This window comes from Cohnella sp. WQ 127256, from assembly GCF_024519285.1.
Classification (GTDB): domain Bacteria; phylum Bacillota; class Bacilli; order Paenibacillales; family Paenibacillaceae; genus Cohnella.
In genome coordinates this window covers 1,806,479-1,829,095 of the sequence record NZ_JAMZCY010000001.1, presented here as the reverse complement: position 1 = coordinate 1,829,095, position 22,617 = coordinate 1,806,479, and the positions used below count along the sequence as shown (strand labels likewise).

General features: G+C 45.0%; 24 protein-coding genes. 21 read left to right on the top strand and 3 right to left on the bottom strand.

Annotated elements, in window-relative coordinates:
- Positions 1-42 precede the first annotated feature (42 nt).
- Together map and M1K58_RS08185 are read right to left on the bottom strand one after the other, a co-directional pair.
- Positions 43-789: a type I methionyl aminopeptidase gene (map, locus tag M1K58_RS08190; protein WP_256758163.1), complete on the bottom strand. Its 747-nt coding sequence runs from the start codon at positions 787-789 to the stop codon at positions 43-45.
- Between the two features lie 7 nt (positions 790-796).
- Positions 797-1,381 carry a TetR/AcrR family transcriptional regulator gene (locus M1K58_RS08185; protein WP_256758162.1) on the bottom strand — a complete coding sequence of 195 codons (585 nt, stop codon included), beginning with the start codon at positions 1,379-1,381 and terminating at the stop codon, positions 797-799.
- 346 nt (positions 1,382-1,727) lie between these two features.
- Here M1K58_RS08185 and M1K58_RS08180 point away from each other — a divergent pair, with 346 nt between their 5' ends.
- From M1K58_RS08180 to M1K58_RS08125, 12 genes are all read left to right on the top strand, one after another.
- Entirely contained in the window at positions 1,728-2,174 is a 447-nt protein-coding gene (locus M1K58_RS08180; RefSeq protein ID WP_256758161.1) for a DUF3888 domain-containing protein, read from the top strand.
- 82 nt (positions 2,175-2,256) lie between these two features.
- The gene (locus M1K58_RS08175; RefSeq protein WP_256758160.1) at positions 2,257-2,622 is read left to right on the top strand and encodes a hypothetical protein; all 366 of its coding nucleotides are present in this window, start codon (positions 2,257-2,259) and stop codon (positions 2,620-2,622) included.
- Positions 2,623-3,026: 404 nt separating this feature from the next.
- Positions 3,027-3,203 carry a hypothetical protein gene (locus tag M1K58_RS08170; RefSeq protein WP_256758159.1) on the top strand — a complete coding sequence of 59 codons (177 nt, stop codon included), beginning with the start codon at positions 3,027-3,029 and terminating at the stop codon, positions 3,201-3,203.
- A 137-nt stretch (positions 3,204-3,340) separates the two neighbouring features.
- Positions 3,341-4,681, top strand: a complete 1,341-nt coding sequence (locus M1K58_RS08165) for a hypothetical protein (RefSeq protein WP_256758158.1) — start codon at positions 3,341-3,343, stop codon at positions 4,679-4,681.
- Positions 4,682-4,729: 48 nt separating this feature from the next.
- On the top strand, positions 4,730-5,044 hold the full coding sequence (locus M1K58_RS08160; RefSeq protein ID WP_256758157.1) for a hypothetical protein: 315 nt from the start codon (positions 4,730-4,732) through the stop codon (positions 5,042-5,044).
- Between the two features lie 169 nt (positions 5,045-5,213).
- Positions 5,214-5,717 (top strand): GNAT family N-acetyltransferase, encoded by a 504-nt coding sequence (locus M1K58_RS08155; RefSeq protein ID WP_256758156.1) that lies wholly within the window; start codon positions 5,214-5,216, stop codon positions 5,715-5,717.
- A 316-nt stretch (positions 5,718-6,033) separates the two neighbouring features.
- Positions 6,034-6,330, top strand: coding sequence for a CatA-like O-acetyltransferase (locus M1K58_RS08150; RefSeq protein WP_256758155.1), 297 nt, complete (start codon positions 6,034-6,036; stop codon positions 6,328-6,330).
- A gap of 338 nt (positions 6,331-6,668) precedes the next feature.
- A complete protein-coding gene (locus M1K58_RS08145) occupies positions 6,669-7,928 on the top strand; it encodes a DNA polymerase IV (RefSeq protein WP_256758154.1) in 1,260 nt (419 codons plus the stop codon).
- Entirely contained in the window at positions 7,925-8,398 is a 474-nt protein-coding gene (locus M1K58_RS08140; protein ID WP_256758153.1) for a YhjD family protein, read from the top strand. The genes M1K58_RS08145 and M1K58_RS08140 overlap by 4 nt, the downstream gene beginning before the upstream one ends.
- A 415-nt stretch (positions 8,399-8,813) precedes the next feature.
- Complete coding sequence (locus tag M1K58_RS08135; RefSeq protein ID WP_256758152.1) at positions 8,814-9,011, top strand: hypothetical protein; 198 nt, start codon at positions 8,814-8,816, stop codon at positions 9,009-9,011.
- On the top strand, positions 9,008-10,201 hold the full coding sequence (locus M1K58_RS08130) for a winged helix-turn-helix domain-containing protein (RefSeq protein ID WP_256758151.1): 1,194 nt from the start codon (positions 9,008-9,010) through the stop codon (positions 10,199-10,201). Before M1K58_RS08135 ends, M1K58_RS08130 begins: the two co-directional genes overlap by 4 nt.
- 82 nt (positions 10,202-10,283) lie before the next feature.
- Entirely contained in the window at positions 10,284-10,496 is a 213-nt protein-coding gene (locus M1K58_RS08125) for an S-layer homology domain-containing protein (RefSeq protein ID WP_256758150.1), read from the top strand.
- A gap of 28 nt (positions 10,497-10,524) precedes the next feature.
- Here M1K58_RS08125 and M1K58_RS08120 read toward each other — a convergent pair whose 3' ends face one another.
- Positions 10,525-11,397 (bottom strand): helix-turn-helix transcriptional regulator, encoded by an 873-nt coding sequence (locus M1K58_RS08120; protein ID WP_256758149.1) that lies wholly within the window; start codon positions 11,395-11,397, stop codon positions 10,525-10,527.
- A gap of 183 nt (positions 11,398-11,580) precedes the next feature.
- Here M1K58_RS08120 and M1K58_RS08115 point away from each other — a divergent pair, with 183 nt between their 5' ends.
- The 9 genes from M1K58_RS08115 to M1K58_RS08075 all read left to right on the top strand — a co-directional run bounded on the left by M1K58_RS08115 (position 11,581) and on the right by M1K58_RS08075 (position 22,567).
- On the top strand, positions 11,581-13,554 hold the full coding sequence (locus M1K58_RS08115; protein ID WP_256758148.1) for an alpha-amylase family protein: 1,974 nt from the start codon (positions 11,581-11,583) through the stop codon (positions 13,552-13,554).
- A gap of 137 nt (positions 13,555-13,691) precedes the next feature.
- Complete coding sequence (locus M1K58_RS08110) at positions 13,692-14,417, top strand: glycerophosphodiester phosphodiesterase (RefSeq protein WP_256758147.1); 726 nt, start codon at positions 13,692-13,694, stop codon at positions 14,415-14,417.
- A gap of 359 nt (positions 14,418-14,776) precedes the next feature.
- Entirely contained in the window at positions 14,777-15,724 is a 948-nt protein-coding gene (locus M1K58_RS08105; protein WP_256758146.1) for an ABC transporter permease, read from the top strand.
- 108 nt (positions 15,725-15,832) lie between these two features.
- Entirely contained in the window at positions 15,833-17,584 is a 1,752-nt protein-coding gene (locus M1K58_RS08100; RefSeq protein WP_256758145.1) for an extracellular solute-binding protein, read from the top strand.
- A gap of 73 nt (positions 17,585-17,657) precedes the next feature.
- Positions 17,658-18,566: a carbohydrate ABC transporter permease gene (locus M1K58_RS08095; protein WP_256758144.1), complete on the top strand. Its 909-nt coding sequence runs from the start codon at positions 17,658-17,660 to the stop codon at positions 18,564-18,566.
- Between the two features lie 28 nt (positions 18,567-18,594).
- Positions 18,595-19,479, top strand: coding sequence for a CehA/McbA family metallohydrolase domain-containing protein (locus tag M1K58_RS08090; RefSeq protein ID WP_256758143.1), 885 nt, complete (start codon positions 18,595-18,597; stop codon positions 19,477-19,479).
- Positions 19,480-19,524: 45 nt separating this feature from the next.
- Positions 19,525-20,415, top strand: a complete 891-nt coding sequence (locus M1K58_RS08085) for a metallophosphoesterase family protein (RefSeq protein WP_256758142.1) — start codon at positions 19,525-19,527, stop codon at positions 20,413-20,415.
- A gap of 133 nt (positions 20,416-20,548) precedes the next feature.
- A complete protein-coding gene (locus tag M1K58_RS08080; protein ID WP_256758141.1) occupies positions 20,549-21,565 on the top strand; it encodes a LacI family DNA-binding transcriptional regulator in 1,017 nt (338 codons plus the stop codon).
- A gap of 45 nt (positions 21,566-21,610) precedes the next feature.
- Positions 21,611-22,567, top strand: coding sequence for a carbohydrate kinase family protein (locus M1K58_RS08075; protein WP_256758140.1), 957 nt, complete (start codon positions 21,611-21,613; stop codon positions 22,565-22,567).
- Positions 22,568-22,617 lie beyond the last annotated feature (50 nt).

Below are 22,617 nucleotides of genomic sequence, written 5' to 3'. Positions count from 1 at the left end.
CGTAAAAAAAGTCGACCATCTCGTGGTCGGCCTCTAATTATTCTATTGCGCGGTCAGGATTTGTGGACCTTCAGCCGTGATGGCGATCGTATGCTCGTATTGGGCGGCGAGCTTGCGGTCCAGCGTCCGCGCGGTCCAGTCGTCCGGATCGATTGTCATGAAGTAGGTGCCTTCGGTGATCATTGGCTCGATCGTGAATACCATGCCTTCCTTGATGCGGAGGCCTTTCCCGGGCTTGCCGACATGCATATAGTTCGGTGCCTCGTGCAGGTCCCGGCCAATGCCATGCGCGAGAAGGTCGCGCACGACGCCGAAGCCGTTCGATTCGGCATGCCGCTGGATGGCACTCGTCACGTCACCGAGCCGATTGCCGGGCTGCGCCTGCGCGATGCCGAGGTCAAGGCATTCCTTCGTGACGCGCATCAGCTTCTCGGCCGTCGGCGAGATCTTCCCAACTGCATAGCTCCAGGCCGAATCGCCGAGCCAGCCGTCGAGCTCCGCGACCGTGTCGATCGTCACGATATCGCCCTCCTCAAGTGGCTTATCACTAGGGAAGCCATGCGCGATCACGTCGTTGACGGAGGCACAGGTCGCATATTGATAGTCCTTGTAGCCCTTCGTGTAGGGCTTGGCGCCGTGCTTCAAGATAATGTCCTCGAAGATGCGCTCAATCTCGTTCGTCGTGATTCCCGGTTTGATGAACGAGGCGATCGTGCGATGGCATTCGGCCACCACTTGGCATGCCTTGCGGATGGCCTCGATTTCATGCTTGCTTTTTAAGATGACCATATTCGTATCAGGACTCCTTCGTAATAGCTTGCATCGCGAGCTTGGCGATTCGATCGACGTCCAGCTCGGAAGTACCCGCATAGTAGTGCAGCCCACAGCAGCCGACCAGCACGGCAAGCATATGGTCGATGCTGTCGTCTTCGCGCTGGGCGATCGATTGGAGCGGAACGTACAGCCGATCCATGAATCGTCTCTTGATGGGGTGCCGATCCTTCTCAGGCAGTCCTGCATAATGTTCCGCCGCCATTTTGTAGACGAGATATGCGCGGGCGTCCGACTGCCACAGCCGGAGCAGCGCCTTGCAATACGTCAACAGCTGCCTATCATCCGGGCTGCCGCCGCAGATGTTTGCCCATTCTGCCAGGGCTTGCTCGCATCGCTCGAAGCCACTGCCCAGCACATCTTCTATTAATAAATGCCGGTTGGGGTAATAATGGTATACCGTGCCGTAACCGAGCTCGGCGTCGCGAGCGACGTCGCGAATATCAAAGCTACCGCCCGTGTGGAAATAGGTGCGCGCGGCGGCGTCCAGGATCTGGTCTCTGCGCTGCATGCGGATGAGCTCATTTTGTTCTTTGGTACGGGGGCACATGGGTGCTTGAACCTCCTTGTATAGACCTGCAAATTTGTCGATGTAAATATAGTAACGCATGGGGCGGGGATATGCAAATTACCAGGCAGGTAGTTTCGGAGGCGGCGATTTTCTGGGAGTGGAGATCCATGGTGATTTAGAATCACCGGGGGTTATGTTTTATCACAAGAAAAAAGGAGATACATGGTAAAGCGGAGGAGGTGGGGTGCGCGGCGGTAGCAGCATTGAACTAACGGACACTATAGCTCAATAAGCTCCCTCATGCGCTAACGGACGGTTCTGTGTATTGAAAAAATCCCCTTTTGGAAAACGTATCGGTATAGTTTGTAGAAGGGAAGGTCATTAAATGAGAAACAAGTTTATCATTGTACTTGTACTTTTCATTGTATTGTTAGTTACATGGCAGACTCCATGTGCTACTGCTGAAATAAAGAAACCTGTACAAGATTCTAGGGAATTACAATTTCAAGATATGCTTGTACTTTTTTTGTTGCCATACATGAATGACAAGATCGCTGAGGTATATTCCAAGGTTTTGAACGCTGCTCCTGAGTTGTATCCTTATTTCGTGGATGTGATACATGTTGAAAGAGTAAATGGATATCGAGGGTATGACTTTCTGATTACCCTTGATGCAATTCCTACTGTAGGACCTCACATTACAGTTGGTGAGGATCTATTTACGTTTGAAATATCCCCGATTGTGAATGTTAAGCTCGTAAAGTTCGAGCACGTAAAGGGGCCTAACAAAGAGGATTTTCCGCCAAATTATCAAGACCTTTTAAAAGAGTGATTAATGCAACCTTCAAATAAATATTAGGGTCTTAATGTATAAGGATATTAATCCTATCATTTTAATTGAAGGAGGAAAGTGCGTGAGAATCGTTATGTATATTCTTTTGTTAGTGTGTTTCATAACAACAGGGTGCACGTCCACTAAAACAATTGGAAATCCAACCGCAAGTGAAGTTTTAAAAATGGAACCGAATGCTAATGTTTTTATGTATAAAGACACCATTTATAATGCAGGAATTCCTTGGGTAGATGAGTTAGAATTAACCAAAGACATACAAGAAACTGAAATTACTCGCCAAAGTAATAAGGGTAGAGCTTTTAAAAACGGAACAGCAAATAAACTGGGGGTCGGAACAAAGGTCTTTCGTGTCAAAGAGCGGAATGACATGTTAATAGCTGAAACAGAGGGAGGGGACATTAGATTTTATCAATTAGTTGAAGGATAATAATATAGATTCTAAAGAGCTGCTCATCGCAGCTCTTTGAGTACAGGGGGAGATCATCCGGTGCCATGGAGTGATCTACTCTTTTTCGCTTGTCTTGGCAATTAGGACAGTGACACTTTGCTTTCTATTTCTTCAATTGTGTCAATATTAGCTTCTTCATCCGTTATCATAAGATCAATATCAGTGATGGGTCCTGCTTTCGTAAAGAAATCGACGCCTAATTTCTCGTGAGGGGCTAATTCGACTTCGACGAATGTCAGTATAGTTGGTATGCCGAAGACATTGCGATCCAACTCTATTATTTGCTGTATGTATTCGGGGAAGATTCGAAGTCCGAATGGAAGGTGCAGTAAGAACTTTTCATTAAACATTTCGAGCAAGGCTATACAGAGGAGGGCCGTTATTTGCCTGAAGGTTGGAAGGATCAGCTTGGGCTCTTCCTTAGACTACGCGAAATTATCGTTTTCGTCGGTATGTACCGAAGCTGGGATTTAAGTCAACCAGACGACTGGACACGTGATTTTTTGCGAGATAGTAGAATGCGGATTACAAAAGGAGTTTCGTTGATCGACGAATTTTGAACACCTAAAATGGAAGATAGCATTGAACTAACGGAGAACGATAGGTAATCCGTCTTCTTTTCTTCATTTCCCTTTCCGTAAATTTACTTGTGAGGTAACATATATATTCAGAGGGCTACTTTAGGAGGATACTTAAGTTGAAAACATTTCGTGGAAACATCTTCATCACCCTGTTAACCATCTGCGCTCTTTTACCGTTTTGCACATTTGCCAGCGCCGCCAACGGGACAACACAGGAAAAAAGCAACTATTACTTCGTCTATAATAGCTCTAATGTCGACTCTAAGGACCTCGCGGCTATCAAGCAATACGTCGCTAAGTTCAAGAACACGAATAACGTTTTGCTCGATGCAAAAAATTACAAGGAAGCCGCCAAGCTCTACGATGCCCTTAAAGGCGATCAGAAGAAGCGCGGCGGCAAAGTCGCCGGTATCCAAATCTTCGGCCTGGCGAGTGACGTGCCTTCATTCGTCTATACCAATAAGATGAAGCCTTCAGCGGGCAATTTCGAATGGAACGGCGTCGAGGAAGACAAAACCCAGAAGTTCGTAACCGATTTCCTATACTCCACCTTCAAGAACGACAGCAAATACCTGAAAGACGTCTCCGTCTACGGCATCGTTCAGGAGAATCGTCCGATCAGTGTAATTCCGGAATGGCCAGTCTCGCGCCTGCCGCTAACGAAAGGTGAATTTGCCAAGTACATTGGCAACTACGACGCCTACCGCAAGCAGATCGAAGGGAAATCCGTTCCGACCGTCGCCCTTTCGGCCCCCTACCAGATCCAAGACGGGAATGCACAGGACGACATCGCCCTTTTCATGAAGCGCCTGAAGGAAGATAAGGAATTCAGTCTCTTCAAGAATACCGACCAGCGTTTCTACTATAAGGATCTCGCCGCGAATTTGTCGAAGGAGAACAAGGCAGGAGTGATGGATCTTGTGGTAGGTAGCCAGGGTGACAACGAGGGGGCGACGCAGAAAAAAGCATACTTCTTTGATCGCAAGGGTGTCGCCGGACTGAACACGAATTACTATACGGCCTTCTTCTGGGGCTTCACCGCAGCCAAAGGCCTGAACGCGAACAGCATCGTCCACGACGGCCTGGCTAAGGGCAAAATGATCAACCCCATCGCCCACACCGTCCCGGCGTACAACAGAGGAGTCTATAATTATTTGTGGCTTCCGATTCCCACGCCGGAGGGTGAGACGGGAGACGACTGGCACGGCGACGTCGCGGTAAACAAGGAGCTTTTGAAGCAGGATAATTCGTTCTTCTTCGTCTACAAGTACTACGAGGGGATCGACAGCGGGAAAACCCGCCTGCAGAGCTTCTTCGAGGCGAATGCCGCCTACGCAACTCTGACCGTGGCCAACAAGAACACTCCACGGACCTTATTCGGGTTTGAACAAACGTATTCCGCGTTCGGCTTTGGGAACCTGTTCTCGCTGCACTACCTCGGCTTGGCCGACTACTGAGTCGAACTCACTTCTATCGATAATGACACCCAAAAGCAGTCGGTCGCAATGATCGGCTGCTTTTGTTTAACTAACGGGCAGCATTCCTATTATGAAAGTGGTGTTTTTTTGGAGCATTTATATATATCCATTGGGTTCTTACTTGTTGGTGCAATACTTTATAAAATTACGGATTCACCAAGCATTATTTATTTGGGATATTCATCTTGGTGGGCGGGATGGACTTGGTTGGTATCATGGATTATTACATTACTATTCGATGTCGAATTTTCTAAGTTATTAGGATTGAGTGTTCTTGCGGCATTGATGGCTGTTTTTTATGGGGGTAAAACAATTTTAAAGCACCTGAAAAATAATAATTAGCACTTTGGAGATTTCAAGTCTAACATCATCTTCACGTATCGGGGCATTCGCCCCTCGGTCGACCATTCATTAAGCTCCCTCGGATTGATTTGATTTTCTAACGGGACACGATAGTTTAATTATAGGAGAAACGGAACAGATAAGCGGGAAATGGAGGGAGAAGTCATTCGTGATTACGCTCAGAAAAATTACACTGGAAAACAGACGTGCCATATTTAACTTGGAAGTATCAGAAAACCAACGTGGCTTCGTTGCGTCCAATCTGTCGAGCGTGGCTTCATGTTATGTCCTAATAACCAATGGGGGACATCCATTTCCATTTGCCATTTACGCAGATGAGCAACCGGTCGGTTTTGTTATGTTGGCTTATGGAATCACCGGTTACGAAGAACCGTCAATCGCAGATAATAACTATTGCATCATGCGACTGATGGTTGATAAGGAATACCAGAACAGGGGTTATGGTCGGGAAGCTATGAATAAAATCTTGGAATTTATCCGTACCTTTCCGGCAGGACCAGCACAATACTGCTGGATTCCTTATAAACCCGATAACGTCGCTGCCAAAAAGCTTTATGAAAGCTTCGGCTTCCGTGATAACGGTGAAATCTTCAACGACGAGTCAATAACCGTCTTGCGACTCTCTGATCTTCCCTTGAACGGGACACTATAGTTCAATAAACAGCAAGGCTGCCGGCTGATCCAAAGTGCCAACCGGCGGCCTATCCATTCATTTGATATCAGAGTTACTTCGATTTCTTCTTAGCTGCAGATCTGCCTTGCTTCTTCGGATCGTCCGATGGCGGTGCGGCATGCTGTGAACCGTTGGGCTTAATCGAATCGGCCATCTTCTATTGCTCCTTTCCAGAGATGATTTGTAATTAGTTATATGCATAATTTTCTATCTCATCCAAAGGCGCTCATCACAATGATTTCCGAATACCTATCTCCAAGGCATGAATTAATTAAATCGAATTCGTTATATCCACATGATAACTACGGTGATAAATCGTCATAGTGAATTTCGCACATGTTTTGATTCTGAAGGTAGATTAGGTTATTGGGACAGCTTGTCTCCAAGCTTTACAATTTTCCATGATGATGATAAAACTTTTTCAAGCATCTGGACTTTGTACGGTGATGAATTTAATGAATTCTACAGCTGTTATCTTGATGATATGAAAATGTACGGAAGTGTTAAACAATTTGCCGCTAAAGCAAACGAGCCACCTAACACTGTCCCAATCAGGGGTATGAAATCCCGGCAATACAAGCAAACCAATTAAGGAATTTGATTGTACTTCCTCAAGTAGAGCAAGCGCGACTTCCAAAAACCGCGATCCGTTCTACCATTTATCTGAGTTAACCTGACAGCCATATCGTTTAATGAAAGAAGGAGCTTGCTTTGTGAAGCTCCTTCTTCGCATTTTTACCCATTGCCCGTGAAAATTGTACAAACAGGTATAAATTATGCATTGATGAGAACACTAGTTCGTAGTATTATGAGAACAAACGTTCTTGCTGAGGTGAAGAGATTTGACCAACCTAGATAATAAAGTTGGGAAGAAGCAGCCGCGTTTGTTTGCAGCGGATCGTATAGTGACCGCTCGGCCGGTGATGCGTTATGCCTCGTGAACGGACGATATTTCTGATCGATGGTCAATCTTTTTATGCTTCCGTAGAGAAGGCGGCACACCCGGAATATAGAAACAAACCGGTAGCGGTTGGGGATCCAGAGCGACGAAGCGGCATTATCCTCGCAGCCTGTCCAATGGCTAAGGAGAAGGGCGTGACGACAGCGTCGCGCGTTTTTGAAGCCCTTGCCGTATGTCCAGATCTTGTTATTATTCGTCCAAGGATGCAGCGTTATATTACGGTGTCCCTTTTGATTACGGAGATATTCGAATCTTTCACAGACCAGGTCGAGCCGTACAGTATCGATGAGCAGTTCTTGGATGTAACAGGCTCCCTCGATCATTATGGGACTGCTGAAGAGCTTGCTTACAACATCCAAACACGTGTCCAGCTATCAACAGGCGTTTGGTCGCGTGTGGGGATTGGCCCCACAAAGATACTAGCTAAGCAAGCCACTGATAATTTCTCGAAGAAAAGACCGGATGGCATTTTTAGGCTGGATTACGACAATATTGAGCGTGAGCTCTGGACGCTGCCGGTCCATAAGATGTTTATGGTAGGATCTCGGATGACGCAGCACTTTATGTATATGGGCTTAAATACGATCGGTGACATTGCCCGAATGCCGCTAGCTGACTTCAAACGGCGCATGAGGCAACGAATGGGTAAGCAAAGCGACATCCAAGCGGAATATTACTGGCAGACGGCACGAGGGATTGATCCGAGTCCAGTCGTGGCATCGATCCGAGGAGATCTGAAATCCGTAAGTCATGGCAAGACGTTGCGAGCTAGTCTTTACCGAAAGCTGGTAGATATAGAGGTCGTCCTACTGGAGCTAGTTGTGGAGGTTTGCCGGAGAGCGCGCAGACTTGGCTATCAAGGTCGGGTTATTTTTGTAGGAGCCGCGGAAACGGACGGACAACGCTCATCGGGGTTTGGACGGCAGATGACACTGCCGCAGCCGACCTCGCTTACACACGAGATTGCCTCTGCTGCGCGGAAGCTTTTTATAGACAATTGGCACGGACTTCCACTGAGTCATCTCTATATTTCGTTGACACAGCTATCCGACGATAGCACGTATCAGCTTACGCTTTTTGATGATCGGGCAGCAGCGTATGATATTGAACGGACGACGGATGCCATCAAAGATAGATACGGTAGTGGCGCGATCATGCGGGCATCATCGTTGCTGTCGAGCGGAGTGGCGCGGGAACGTACGGAGCAGATCGGAGGACATTACAAATGACTAAGCTCGATGGTAACGAACGATGGAAAGGGAAAATGCTGCTAACAGAGCATCAGGAGCAATACCAGGATCGTCATAACAAAACTCAAGGACGCGCAACAAATGATGAGCTTACCATGATCCGTGACGTGATCATGTACCCCCATATGCTTACGATGTGTGACAAGAGTCTGCAGGAGGTTAAGCGGAATCCTAATCTTTTCAAACGGTTTTTCGAGCAGTTCATCCAAATGGTAATGGATAGAATCAGTAAGGAGTTGTTCGCGCTTCGTCGCGAGCTGAAGATTCGGAACATTAAGGTATTCGATGATGAGACAGCAGACGGGATTATCTATCATCGTTATTCTTGCCGCGGGTATGAGGATAAATTCGGCATCGTCCGAGAGACATTGCGAACGGAGATAAGTCTCCGTCTAGCCCGATATGCAGGCGCCATTTTTAATCCGGAGAAGCCACAGCGTAAGGAGTGATTGGCGTTTCTGGCTACGGGGATTCAGTTGACCCCACTCGGCATGGATCACCAACAGCCTATAGTATCGAGATCGGAGCACTGTTAGTTATTATTGGAGTTGCATCCTTGTTAATCGGATTGTTATTCGGGCGTTTTACCGGTTAGTAGTTAAAACGAAAGAGCCAACGAATTGTTGATTTTTATCTACACACTTCACACAAGTGGAGTGTGTAATATTGATGATCTTAAATAATAGATGAGATGTGACAGATTCGCTCAATTACATTGATTTAATGATTGCGACACTTAGGACACGGGCAGCATTTCAATAGCTCTTGTTTTTATGCTCAGGACAATGGTAAAATCATACAGGAACATACGTTTGCTTTTTTATTTATTGTGTGTGTATTTTCCAAAGGATAGGGGGAAGAGGCGTGGTTGAAATTGTTGAAAAAGAGCAAAGTTCGGTTATTGGAAAATTAGGAAAGGGGTTCGCTGATGAAGCTCCCCAAGGGATACGACCACTATGGCAAGAAGCTGACTGTAACTTTATTGAGATAATCAACCTCGCCATCCATTATCATGTGCAAGTGGCTTCCGTTTGTTTCGTTAAGGAGCTGATGCGTACATGATCCAATTGACGAACCGCCAGGCACGGCAGTTTCTGTTATTGAAGCACGGGCTGTTGGGAAAATATCAATTTACCGGAAAGCAGGGAGTATTGGATTTTGTGCGGCAGGTTGGTTGTATTCAATATGATCCCATCGATGTTTGCGGAAAAAACGCCGAACTAGTGCTGCAGTCTCGAATCAGAGGATTTACCAAGAACATGCTCGACGAGTTGCTGTATAAAGATAGATTCCTGGTTGATTATCCCGACAAGAATCTGGCTATTATCCCTGTCGAGGACTGGCCGTACTTTGAGCGATACAGGCAGGCTGCCCGACAACATGCCAAGCGCTATCCCGAAATGGAAGCGTTGGCAGAGCAAGTGCTGGCTCAAATCCAAAATCACGGTGTGCTAAGTTCGAATGATTTAAAATTGGATGGAAATTTCAATTGGCAATCGGTCATCCACTGGAGCAGCGGAAACAATTCATCTCGGTCGGTGCTGGAGCAGATGTACTCGACAGGCGAGTTGATTATCCATCACAAAAAAGGAACGCGTAAATATTACGATATCGCCGGGAAGTACATACAGCCAAATCTGCTGAATGCGCCGGAGCCGTTGAAGGACGAGCTTGAGCATCATAAGTGGCGGGTACTGCGTCGAATCGGCGCTGTTGGCCTTTTATGGAATCGCGCATCCGATGCCTGGCTGAACATATGGGGATTGAGAGCGGAGCAGCGCAACGAGGTTTTCCGCCAGCTGTTGCACGAAGCTCGCATTGTTGCTGTTGCCGTGGAACAAATGAAGGATACACTGTACTGCCGCGCGGAGGATTTGCCGCTTATTGAAGTCGTCCTGCAAAATCCGGCGCCGAAATTGCGCTGCGAGCTGATTGCCCCGCTAGATAATTTCATATGGGATAGAAAACTGATCAACGAGTTGTTTGGATTCGATTACACTTGGGAGATTTATACGCCTGCAATCAAACGGAAGTTCGGCTATTATGTGCTGCCTCTATTATACGGAGAAAGCCTCATTGGACGAGCTGAGGTAATCGCGGAGCGAAAAGCCGGGACACTTGTTGTTAAAAACATCTGGTACGAGTGCGGCATAAAGCCAACAAAGCAAATGCGAACAGCCTTAGATAATTGTTTCCAAAATTTTGCATTATTCAACGGGTGCAAGACGATTTCGACAGAGTCTTTGAACTGATTTTCCAGTCCCTGGTACCATTTGCCAACGAGTTTCCGCGTAATATGAAGTTGTACAGTATGGGTTTATTGAGAAGGTCGTGGTGTCGAGGGATAGCACGGTTAAGTTTTATTATCGTTTTGCGGGTACGTCAGAAATTCTCGAACTGCTCGTTACGTTATCCAATATGGGTATCGTAAAAGGTACAGCGGATGGTTCATTCAAACCAAATGCTGAGGCCACGCGATCTGAGTCGCTACTCATGATCTTGCGTATGCTAAATGTCAGTCTTGGTCTTTCATTAGATATAGAATAGAAGTCTATCTCGGAGCAGATATGTGTAATCAAACAACGCCCTGTCTAATCTTACGGAATGCACTCGGAGTCATGCCCGTCTTCTTGCGAAACAGCCGAATGAAATAGCTGTAATCTGTAATTCCGACTTCTTCGGCTATGAATGGTACCGGCAGGTCCGTGTGGATCAGACTCCGTTTAGCTTCCTCAATTTTTAAGTGGTTGACGTATTGCAGGGGAGTCATTCCGGTATGTCGTTTCAAACATCTAGTTAAATAGTCGAACTGGAAATGGAGCTTATGTTCCATTTCTTTCGCTTTAAAAGGGGCATTACGATGATGTATGAGATAGCTTTCGATTTGTTTGCTATGAAGCAGTGACTGTGAAGGCTTGGAGGACTGAAAGAGCCATTGCTGCATATGGGCTAACAATTGGACAAGAAGGCTATGCAATTGAAGCGCAGTTCCATGGCACAGCTTATTTTGGACATTCAGCATCTCGTTCATAAGAGGAATAAGCGGCGTAGCATCAAACGGTGTCCATTTGGGAAGATACATCCATTGCTCTAGTGGTGAGTTATGGTTGTCCGTGCCTTGATCAATGATGGTGGACCAAGGGATATGCTTGTCTGATATTCGCTCTGCCTTACCTGGATGAATGAAATGAAGCCAATAGATGTCTGTGTCATCTTCGCAAGGCTGATGCCCAAAATGGGTTAATCCGGGTTCTAAAATCAAGAAATGACCGGCCCCGATCGCATAAGGAATATCATTCTCTGTCATATACAATGTTCCGCTCATGACAAACAAAACATCATAGACTTGAAAATTACGTTCGAAATGCTGATCTCCAGGTCTCCATACCCCATGACCAATCGTAATGAATTGCGGAAGCGGGGGAATTTGCAGCTGAATACAGTCCAAGGGGTTGTCCTCCTTGCAAGCTCTTTCCTCTATTGTAAATAATCTGACAGTCGATATCTACCATAATAGTCGATTTTGTCCTATGGAATGTCGATTCAAGCTCTATTTCAATGAATCGCAAGCGGTTACAGTAGAGATAGAAAATAGAAGACAGAAGTTACGCGAGCATAGGGGGATATGAACATGCGGTTCAGACAAGTTCACTTGGATTTTCATACTTCTGAGGCCATTGCAGGCATAGGAAGCCAATTCTCGAAGCAACAATTTCAGGAGATGCTTACAAAAGGGCATGTAGACTCCATTACGATTTTCTCCAAATGTCATCACGGCTGGGCTTATCACCCATCGGAAGCCAATGAGCAGCATCCGGAGCTAGAATTTGATTTACTTGGCGCCATGATCGAAGCTGCCCATGAGATTGGAGTCAAAACCCCTGTATATCTTTCAGCAGGGCTGGATGAGAAGGCCGCGCGTGAACACCCTGAATGGCTGACTCGCAATTTCGAAGGTAAACCCTTATGGGGCAATAGCTTCATGGAGCCCGGCTATCATGATCTATGTATGAACTCGCCATACCTTGATGTTCTCTTAGCTCAAATCAAGGAAGTTGTTACACGATATGATGCTGACGGCATTTTCTTAGACATTGTGGGTGTGCGGAAATGTTACTGTCACAATTGCGTAAACGATTTGCGCAAGGAGAATAAGGATCCAAGGGATATAGCCGCAATAATCGAGCTAGGGGAAAGAACGTATGCGAACTATACGAACAGAGTCCGGGAAACGATTCATTCGATCAAGCCGGGCATGGGCATTTTCCATAATGGCGGCCATATTCGCAGAGGCCGCCGAGATCTGGCAGTTATGAATACCCACCTTGAGCTGGAGTCGCTACCTACGGGGGGATGGGGATATGATCATTTTCCATTGTCGGCTCGGTATGCTCAGGCGCTTGGCATGGATTTCCTCGGCATGACCGGTAAATTCCATACCACTTGGGGGGAATTCGGAGGGTACAAACATCCCAATGCGCTTCGCTACGAAGTATCGCTGAACATCGCTAATGGTGCGAGATGCTCCATTGGGGATCAATTGCATCCAAGTGGGTTGATGGATGAAGCGACCTATGCTTTAATCGGAGCAGCTTATAAGGAAGTCGCCGACAAGGAACAGTGGTGTACAGCTGTGAACAATGTAGCAGATATTGCGTTATTATCGCTGGAAGCTCTAGGTGCCCATACGACGAATGACCAGTCTGACTTTACAGGCGTGACCGAATCGGGTGCGGTTCGAATGCTGCTTGAAGGCAATCTATTGTTCGATGTCATTGACCTGGAAGTCGACTTCAGTGCCTACAAGGTAATGATTCTTCCAGACGATGTTTTATTGACACCGGAGCTTGAGAACAGACTGAATGGTTATTTAGCTGGAGGCGGCAAGGTACTTGCTACTGGAAGATCAGGACTACGCCTATCTCGTGATGCTTTCGGTATAGATCTTGGCGTCACATGGGTAGAAGAGAATAAGTTCCGCCCCGATTACTTTAAGCCAGATTTTACTTTGACGAGCTTACTGAATGCTTCGTTCATCATGTATGGTCAAGGGCAACGGATAGAGCTTAATGGGGGAACAGAGCTTGCGCGTAGAGAGGATCCTTATTTTAACCGGGATACGTTTACGTTCTGTTCACACCAGCATACGCCAAGCTCCCACAATAACGGCGGACCTGGTATGGTGGAAAGCGAACAGGGGATTTACATCGCATGGAATGTTTTCGAGGATTATGCCACTAAAGGCAGCCTTGTTCTTAAAGAAATCGTGCTGTATGCACTCAACCGTCTGCTATCAGCAAGCAAAACTTTAAAGACGAATTTGCCTGCGCAAGGAGTCGTGACTTTACAGCATCAGCCGCAAGAAAACCGCTACATTAATCATCTGTTATATGCAACACCTGTCAAACGAGGCAACGGAGTTGAAGTCATCGAGGATATCGTGCCCCTAGCAAACATAAAAGTAGCTGTTACGATTCCTGGTGTTGTCCAAGACGTGTACCTAGCGCCGCAATTGACAAAGCTTGAATTCAAACAAATCGAGGGTGTAGTGGAATATACGGTTCCTCAATTGGAATGCCATCAAATGATTGTCATCCAGTCCTAAGAAGGAAAATACATTGTCATCAACGGCCCCATCGAATAACACTTTCGAAACCAGATTAGTAAGCTCGTTATCTAAAGTGTTTCCTGATGAGGCCCTGATGGATGTACCCTATCAGCAGGCAAAAGGAGTGATTCCACATGTATAACACGATGGTTGCTGCCCATACGGGTTTTGGGATTCATCCGGATAATACGATGGCTTCATTCGTGGAAGGTATCCAATCCGGAGCACATATCCTTGAAGTCGATGTGCGTGTATCTCAAGACGGTGTAGCCCTACTGCTGCACGACGATTCACCCTATCTTCATCTACATACGTACGAGCAGCTAAATCAGCCCGACATTCGACAGCTGCTCGGTCCGGTATATCAGGATCATGCAATTGTCACATTGGAACAAGTGCTGCGAGAGTCGGATTCTCTTGGGATGAAATTGAATTTGGATCTGAAGACAGCAGCAGCTATTGATCCCACAGTTAACCTCATCCGCCAGTACGGAGCAGAGAAGAGGGTGTTCATAACAGGATGTTCAGATACCCTTACACAGCGGTATCCGGACATTCAAGTGATGATGAACACGCCGGATGAACTGTCATTGGAACAAATGGAGAGGTATGGGGAGTTCGCGGACATCATTTGCAGGGAAGCGATACAAGGTGGATATGTCGGACTGAACATGAATGGCTTCACTTGTCTTCCACCTGTGGTGGATAGGGCCCATGCTTCAGGTTTGATGGTTTGGGTATATACAATAAATTCTTATGAAGTAATGGAATGGTTTCTCAGAATGCAAGTAAATGCCATAACTACACGTGAGCCGCATTGGCTTACGGAACTCATTAACAATTCAAATAAACTATGGTAATTTAACTGATAATTTGGTAAAATAAAACTACAGTAAGCGCTTTCTTTTTGGAAGTGCACTTTTTTTACACGGTTATGGTATCGATTCCATAAAAATGCACGATTCGACTATAATCGCAATTGGATAACAGGGAAGAAGGTGAATTTTGTCGTCATTCTAGATAATTCTGATAAACCAAAATTTAACAAAGAGATGACATGCAACAAACAAAGAAAGACTTCAACGATAATTTATTGCCAATATAATCAAGTTAGGAACTAAAATCCCATTAAAGGGTGAATGGATAAAGATTATTCGATCAGTAAGCTCGCTATGGAATCGATACCATAGATTAATTAGAAAGAAGGTGAATTCAGGATATGCAGCAAACGACTTTACCAATGAAGCCCGTAAAACAGGGAAGTATGTTATGGAGAAGAGTATTGCAGCATCGGTATCTATACTTTATGTTATTGCCGTGTATCGTGTTTTTCATCATTTTCAACTATATTCCAATGGGCGGTTTGCTGTTAGCATTTAAGGAATACAAGTTCAACAAGGGAATCTTAGGAAGTCCTTGGGTGGGCTTCGATTATTTCAAAATGTTTTTTAATACGTACCAAAGTAAAGAATTAGTTAGAAATACGCTGATCATTAGCGGTATGAAAATGTTCCTGTACCTGCCATTTCCAATAATATTGGCGCTGATGTTTAATGAAATACGCAATAAATGGTTTAAGAATGTAGCTCAGAGCATCCTTTACTTACCGCATTTCATATCCTGGGTTGTTGTTGTCGGCTTGATGCAACGGATTCTAGCTCCAGATACGGGCTTGCTGAATCAAGTGATTACGAACATGAATGGAGACGGAAGCACCTTCTTCATGATGGATCCTAAATACTTCTATCAGATTATGTTCGGAAGCCATGTGTGGAAATCGATAGGTTGGGATTCCATTATTTATATGGCAGCGATAGCAGGTGTTAATCCGGATATGTACGAGGCAGCCAAAATGGATGGAGCGAGTAAGCTCAGAGAAATTTGGAACATTACGTTACCCTCTATAACTCCCACTATCGTAATCCTGTTCATCTTGTCCTTGGGTAATATATTGTCCGCAGGATTTGATCAACTTTACTTACTTCGAACACCAGGAAATATGCATCTCGCCGATATTTTAGATACTTATGTTATTCGAGTGGGATTGCGAGAAGGTCAGTTTGGATATGCGACGGCAATTGGTATGCTACAAGGTGTTATTGGTTTAATCCTCGTCATTACAGTGAATAAGATTTCCCGTAAAGTTTCGGACACCTCTCTATGGTAACGATATCATGATATCGTTACCATAGAGCCGAAATACCATCCATTCGGTGGGAGACGCCTACTGGCGTATTTCATAAAAAATCACTTTTTTTGAAAAGGGGAAAAATGCATGAGCAAGAAGTGGGCAAAGTATTTTGCTATTCCTTTGATGGTGGCTATGCTGATCGCAGGTTGCTCCAATGGTAACAAGAACGACAAGGCAAGTCCGTCAGCGTCTGCACCAGCTAGCGGTACGGCTTCGGTTTCTCCTGCACCTGAAGGAAAGCCAGCTACGTGGATTGCCGATCGTAAGATTAAAGGGCTTATCTTCATGGGGACTGACGATTACACGGAAGATATGAATCCAGAAATCAAAGCGAAAATCAAAGAGCAAACAGGAATCGATTACGAAATCGAGATCATGAAGGCAGAGCACTCCATAGACGGCTTGATTGCAGGCCTTGCGGCGGGCGACTTACCAGATTTCGTTGCTTTTTACCTCAATAACAGCGGTAGACCGGAGATGCCAGTCGTACTGAAGGCGGCTCGTGAAGGGATGTTCACTGACCTAACTCCATTTTTGAAGAATACGAAAATCTTCAGTAAATATTTGCAAGAGGACTTTTTACCGCTCGATACGAGATATGGCGTTATGTTCCGTCCTGAGTTTAATGGTTCATCTTACTTTGTTCATATGAACATTAACCGTCAGGCTGGTTATGATACAAACAAATATGTAGGTGGACCTTACATTCGCAAGGATATTGCAGAAGCTCTGAAAATCGATCCGAGCACAATTAAAACGAGCGAACAAGTGTATGAATTAGCCCAAAAGATTAAAGCGGGTAACTTTAAAGACTCCAATGGTAAAGATGTCGTACCAATCGGTCCTGGATATTGGGGAGCTAACGGTCGCGAGGATTGGGAAATGCTGTTTACTGACCTGATGTGGGGCAAACAAGACCAACGGATCAATATGACGAATGACGGACAAATCCTTCATGAGGCAGAGACAGAATATGCAATGAAAAAAGTGGGTTTTTTCCAAAAAATGTTGAAAGAAAAGCTGATTTCAGCTGAAATGTTTACTATGGATGAAAGTCGTACATCCGAAGGTGCGATTAACGGAACTTGGGGAATCATTGCAAACACACACAATTACCAAGACTACAACCAAGACCTACACTATCTACCGCTTGGACCATTGGATGGGATTAAAGGACCGTACAAAATGGAGGTTTCTTTCAAATCCGGTTATAGTGCATGGGCTATTCCGTCAACTACGAAGAACCCAGAAGATGTGGTTAAATTTGCTGATTACCTAGCAAGTAGAGAAGGTAAAATGCTTTGGAAATACGGATTGGAAGGTCGTGACTATACACTCGGACAAGACGGAAATCCGGTTCCTAAACAAGAAGTAATTGATTTGTTAGCGAACGATCCGAATGAAGCCAAAAAGCTTGGTTTTAAAGGCGTGAACAATAGCTGGGGCGATATTCTTGGAGGCACAGACACAGATTCTATGGCTGATTTCGGTGAAATGGAATATGGAGATAAACTGAAAACGGATGCGACAAGAGGTCAATTGGCTATTGACTACTGGCATTATGATGATAGACGTAAAGAGGCAGTTATTACGGATACGTACACGCCGATTTCATTCCTCGGCGAGTTCGATAGAAGTACCGAGCTGAAAGCTGCGCTAGACAACTACAACGATAGTCTCATCCGTTCTTACTATACTAAGAGTACAGATGAAGCGAAGAAGATTTTGGATTCCGCGTTGAAACAACTGAAAGCTGCCGGATTGGACGACTATCTGAAGCTGATTACCGAGAAAAACAAAGATCCAAAAACGCCAATCGGTTTCCGAGTATATTAAGGTTTAATGAGTAGGTAGGCGGCTTTATTCGCAGTGGAATAAAGCCGCTTAGCCTATCACAAGGAGGAGGAACATGGGGAACGATTTTTATAAACTCAGCGCAAGTGAAAAGGCGTTCAAATTCGTCAACTATTTGCTCATTCTTGCGTTATGTCTATCGATTATTCTTCCGTTCTTGAACATTCTGGCTCTCGCTTTCAATGCGGGCAAAGATGCTGAAAGAGGCGGGATTTACTTCTGGCCGAGAGTATGGTCATTAGAAAACTTTGGTAAGGCATTTGAAGCGGCTAATATCGCAACTGCATTTGGGATTTCTGTATTTCGTACGGTTGTAGGGACGGTTGCAAGCGTATTTCTGACAGCAATGGCAGCTTACGCATTAAAGAGCAAAACATTGCCTGGCGGGAAGTTCTTCATGATGTTTATCTTCTTCACGATGCTATTCGGAGGGGGCATTATCCCTTACTACATGTTGCTTCAGTCGATCCATCTGACGAACAACATTTGGGTATATGTCATTCCTAGCTTATACAGCGCATGGAATTTGATCATATTCCGCACATTCTTCCAACAAATTCATGTTAGCTTGGAGGAATCTGCTCGGATTGATGGATACAATGATTTCTCTATCTTTTTGCGCATTATTTTACCGCTTAGTCGACCTGTGCTTGCAGTCATTGGCTTGTTTACAGCTGTTGGACATTGGAATGATTGGTTCACTGGAGCTTTCTATATTCGCAAAGCCGATTTACGCCCCCTATCCACGTTACTGCAAGAAATGTTGACGAGTGCGGAAGCGATGCGGGACACACTCAGTCAAGCAGCGGGAGTCAGATACGATTTGCTTGATAAAATCACAGTGACAGGGAATTCGCTAAAGATGGCAACGATTATCTTAGTTGTTGCTCCGATTATTCTTATCTATCCTTTCGTGCAGCGTTTTTTTGCCAAGGGAGTTATGATCGGCTCAATGAAGGAGTAAAGCAGCTTAGGAGAGGATGGGGAGACGGATGAAAATATGTAATCCTTATGTTGAGCTGGGGACTTGCTTAAGGGGCAGCTTTCATAATCACACAACGAATAGCGATGGTTGGTTTCCGCTTGAAACAGTTTACAAAATGTATGGAGGATATGATTTTCTCGGGATTTCAGATCATGATAAAATCACGAAGCACGAAGGCGAAAGAGAGATTCCTACCGTTTTCGAAGCCATCGAGGTGAGCAGTCGTCAAACCCATATGTTGCTCGTCAAACCACCTCACACGATTATGGAAAACTATAGCAGCGAGTTCACGATAGAAAACTATCAGAGATTTGTTGACCTAGCGAATGAGAATGGTGGTTTTGCAGTTCTTGTGCATCCGAACCGCTATTTCTCTAATTATTGGAACCTGGATGATATGTTTAAGATGGAAAGCTACCTTGGGGTTGAGGTCTATAACGGTGACGGCAATCCAGAGTATGATATTGCGTTCGATAAGTGGGATGCGCTCCTGTCCGCAGGACGTAAGGTGTGGGGATTCGGCAACGACGATTCACACGTGTACGGACAAGAAAGACGAGCATGGAATGTCGTTAGAGCTAAAGAAAATACGAATGAAGCGATTATCGAAGCGCTAAAAGAAGGCAACTTCTATGTCTCAACGGGATATGGTTTTGATGCAATTAGAGTGGAAGGCAATACCGTCGTCGTCGATCTTCGTTCCAATGATCTTCTGGATAAGATGTATAAGTACGTTACGTTTTTTGGCAAGGACGGACAAGTGCTGCACGAATCGACAGGACGAATCAAACAAGCTAAGTATGAGTGCCAAGGTGATGAAGGGTATGTGCGCATTGCGGTTTACTTGGAAGGTGGATATTCTGCGTTCTCACAGCCATTATTCGTCGAATAACAATTAAAAATAGACCAGTAGGTTGAATAGAAGGGAAGCTACCGTATGGAACGCAACCAATTGAGATTTCGATCAGAAGGTACATTTAAGATTGTACAATTTACCGATATGCACCTCAAAGATGGATTTGAACCAGAAAAGGATGTTCAAACCCTAACTCGGATGCAACATATTATTACATCGGAGAAGCCGGATCTTATCGTTCTTACGGGTGATGTTATATCTAGTTATGATGTAGAGGATCAAGAAGGAGCATTCCGCCGTGCAATAGCCGGTGTTGTCGACTCCGGAATACCTTTCGCTGTTATATATGGCAACCATGACTCTGAGAAAGGAATTACGCGTCAGCGATTAAATGATATCTTAAAAGAATTCGCTAATAACTTATCTGAGGATGGTCCTGAGGATATTCATGGCATTGGCAATTATGTATATCCTGTTGTTGGCTCTGCTAACGAAGAGGATGCGGCTGTTTTATACTTCTTTGATTCGGGAGATTACGCACCGGAGTCTATCGGTGGATATGGATGGATACATTCCGATCAGGTGGAGTGGTACCGTAAGGAATCTAGCAAGCTTATACAGAAAAATGAGAGTATATTACCTGGACTGGCCTTTTTCCATATCCCGATTCCAGAATATGAGCAAGCTTGGCAGGAGGGCACTAGTATAGGTGATAAAGGCGAAGAAGTCTGCTGTCCGAAGATAAATAGCGGTTTATTCACGGCAATGCTGGAGCAGGGGGATGTCATCGGCACCTTTGCCGGACATGATCATGATAATGATTATATCGGGGAGGTTCATGGCATTCGATTAGGCTATGGACGTGTTACAGGCAACAACACGTATGGAAAACTGGAGCGCGGCGCTAGAGTGATTATCCTTCAAGAAGGTAAGCGCGAGTTCGATACGTGGCTAACAGTAGCAGATATGTAGAAAACGATGAAGAAGTGGTGTTGGAGAGGTTAAACAGGGTTGGGTGAAAGCGATAATTATGCGATAATTAACCGAAAGAAATTGCGATTACCCTACTAACGAACGTATTGATAGACCTAGAAAGGTGAGAAATGTGCAGCCTAAAATTAAAGATGTAGCACAACGGGCGGGAGTTTCTGTCACGACTGTGTCCAGAGTGCTAAATGGAGAAAAATATGTTAAAGATGATCTCAAATCCAAAGTAAATAAAGCGATTGAAGAGCTGGGGTACGCGCCAAGTCAAATTGCTCGTAGCTTAGTGCGCAAAAAAACCAACCTCATAGGTGTCATTGTTCCTGATCTCACGTCGAGCTTTTATTCTACGATTCTCAGCAGTATCGAAGAAGCAGCAAGCTCGAATGATTATAATTTATTGGTGTGTAACATCATTGAAGATATCGACAAAGAGTTGAAATATTTGACTGTATTTCAGGAGATGCGAGTTGAGGGCATCATCATCATGCATGAGAAAATTAATGAGGATATTCGCAGCATAATTCACAAATTAAATATTCCAGTTATTTTCTCAAGTGTCAAACCGATGGATCAGGAATTTACCTCCATAATTATCGATGATTATAAGGCAGCGTATGAAGCAACGAAATATTTGATCGATCTGGGCCATGAGGAAATCGGCTTTATTGGTGGAGATATGCGGGACATTACCTCTGGACAAAATCGCTATAGCGGCTATCGAAATGCACTGTCAGACAACAAAATAAAAATCGTCTATGAAAATATCCGTTTCGGTGATTATAAGGTGCAAAGTGGTTATGACCAAATGAAAGATTTACTGAGCAATAAACAGCCACCGACGGCTGTATTTGCCGTTAGTGATGATATGGCGGTTGGAGCAATGAACTGCATACGAGATCAGAATCTAAGTGTACCGGATGACATTTCTATTATCGGGTTTGACGGAAGCCAGTTGACGGAGCTCGTCCGTCCTAAGTTAACTTCGATGGAGCAGCCTATACAAGAGATGGGTAAAGTGACGATGGCGGCGCTATTGAAACAAATATCCCATAAGGAAGCACCTAGCGAGGATATCATCTTGGAACATAAACTGGTTGTACGTGAAAGCTGTAGGACAAGGAATCACAAGAAATAGAGTGCACGGCAGGTGCATATTGGAATATATGGAGATGAGGAGCCATTGATAAATTACGATGTCATTGTAATTGGAGACGCGAATATCGATCTGGTTGTTGAGGGCTGCAACGAATTTCCGGCCCCGGGACAAGAGGTATTCGTTCAAAATATGACCATTCATGTCGGAGGCGGGGCAGCTTTGTTTAGTTTGGCGTTAGCCAAACTCAGCTTAAAGGTTGCCTTTAACGGGGTATTGGGCGACGACGGATTTGGTCAATTAATTAGGGCTCAATTTACCCAATATGGAATCGATACCAGTTATATAAGAAAGGGCAAGAGCAACACCGGTATTTCCATTGCGATCAACCCTGAGAATGATCGTTCTTTTATCACATTCGCAGGTTCCAACGCCGAGCTCAGCTTGCAGCAGTTAGACATGGATAGCGTTAAATTAGCTCGCCACGTTCATTTGACCGGTTATAAGGGAAGCCGCAATCATCTTGAGTTCTTGCAAACAGTGAGAAAGCTTAAAGCGCTTAACGTCACGACTTCCATTGATGTAGGGTGGGACGACACCGGGGAATGGTACTCAGGCATCTTCGAATTAATGAAGGAAGTTGATGTATTCTTTATGAACGAAACAGAAGCGAGTCATTTCACCGGTTGTTCCACGGTAGCGGATAGCCTAAGAGTGCTAGCGACATACAGCAACCACATCGTGCTCAAGCTGGGTTCACAAGGTGCGGTGACATCGGTTGATGGACAACAATCATACCGTTCAAGCTTCTCCGTCCAAGTCGTCGACACGACTGGAGCGGGTGATTCGTTTAATGCTGGGTATATTTATGGATATTTGGCAGGTAAACGACCAGAGGAATGCTTGATCTATGGCAACGCTTGTGGTGCATTGTCCGTTAGTGAATACGGTGGAAGCACAGGAACTTCGGACAAACAATTGCTAGAGAAGTTTATCACGGATCGCATTGGTGCCACGATCGATACTTTGGAGATCACACGATGAAACGCGGATGTTGATAGAAATGATGAACTAACAGCTAATCTAGAAGCAGA